The organism is Gordonia tangerina (assembly GCF_021556435.1).
Lineage (GTDB): Bacteria > Actinomycetota > Actinomycetes > Mycobacteriales > Mycobacteriaceae > Gordonia > Gordonia tangerina.
The window spans coordinates 1-1,535 of the sequence record NZ_JAKGCU010000061.1 but is presented as its reverse complement, the minus strand read 5'-3'; the positions used below and the strand labels follow the sequence as shown (position 1 = coordinate 1,535).

2 protein-coding genes are annotated in these 1,535 nt (G+C 69.3%); both read left to right on the top strand.

Annotated features, from left to right (window positions below):
* Positions 1 to 208 precede the first annotated feature (208 nt).
* A complete protein-coding gene (locus tag L1892_RS24545) occupies positions 209 to 574 on the top strand; it encodes a hypothetical protein (RefSeq protein ID WP_235726356.1) in 366 nt (121 codons plus the stop codon).
* 322 nt (positions 575 to 896) lie between these two features.
* Entirely contained in the window at positions 897 to 1,241 is a 345-nt protein-coding gene (locus tag L1892_RS24540; RefSeq protein ID WP_235726355.1) for a hypothetical protein, read from the top strand.
* Positions 1,242 to 1,535 lie beyond the last annotated feature (294 nt).

Genomic DNA, 1,535 nt, shown 5'->3' with positions numbered 1-1,535 from the left:
CCTGTCAACCCACGCCTGGTGACTTCCGCGTGTTCTCCGCTGCGCTCCGCCCACGCGCTGCGACCAATCCGGCAACCCGCACTCGCTGCGCTCGCAACCGAATTGGCCTCCGGCCCACCAGACTCTCCGGGGTTGACAGCCCACCCCCGCCGGTCCCCCAGGTCTACGACGTCCGCCACACCGGCCGACACCAACCGAAAGGAACGCCATGCGATACATCCCCAGCACCACCGCCACCTCCGCCGCCACCGGCAGCGTCGCCAACATCCTCTGGATCGCCGCCGACCTCACCGTCACCAACCCCGAGATCGCAGACCCCATCCGGGAAGCAGCCGCCCAACTCATCGTCGGCGGCAGCACCACAGCACGCCACGGCCAAGCCGCGGTCGAGCTCGCCGCGATCGTCGCGGCCTCCCGGCACCCGGACCTCGCCGCCACCGCCGACGAGGCCGACTGGGCAACGTGGCAGCGCCAACTGACCGAACCCTGGCCGATCCTCGCCGACGCGGCCGCGACCGCAGCCCGAATCGGCCGCTACGAAGCACACATCACGCCAGGACGCTGGACCGCATAACCCAGCACGGGGTCGGAGCCGCCACCCGGCGGCCCGGCCCCGCCTTCTGCGCGTGCACTGCGGTTGTCACCCGCATCAACACCAGTCCGGCTACGCCGTGCACAGACATCGGACGCGCCGCCTGCGGCGTCGCCGCTGTTGTCTTCACGGCCACGTGCCCACACCAGAAGAACTGTCCTGTCACACGTCTTGTCAGCCTGACACGTCGGGGACCCCGACCGGTCAACCCACGCTGCGCTCTTCGGGGTTGACCGCACACCCTCGCCGTGTCCCAGGCACCGCGACGCGCGACACTGGGTCGCGCCCACTCGAAGGAGCCACGATGACCACTCGTACCGACGCCCGCACCAGCTTTCTCACCGACATCTACACCTGCGCCCTCGAGGGAGGCATCGGCTACTGGTCGACCTGCACCGAATACCGCTGGAGCACCACCCAGCGCGCCGTCATCGAGGAAATCGACAACGATGACCGCGAACACGTCATCACCCTCGATACCGTCGCCCGAGGACTCAACGCCATCACCACCGGCCGCATCCGACTCCACGAGAAGCTGCGCCGCCACATCACCGCAGCCAGCCGCGCCAACGACGCCGGCGACATCGACGCCGGCGACGCCGATCTGATCGTGCAAGCAGGAATCTTCGGCGAAATCACCTACGGCTGACCACCACGCCGGGGTCGGGCGCACCAAGCGCCCGCCCCCGGCGCCGCACACAACGACGGGCGACCACAGGCCGCACTGCGCTTGTCCCTCCCCTTCGGGTCGGGGGTTCGCGAGTTGGGTAGGTGGTTGCGTGTATGTGCGCGTACGTCGCCCTCATTGTGACCGGCCGGGGACCCCGACCTGTCAACCCACGCCTGGTGACTTCCGCGTGTTCTCCGCTGCGCTCCGCCCACGCGCTGCGACCAATCCGGCAACCCGCACTCGCTGCGCTCGCAACCGAATTGGCCTCCGGCC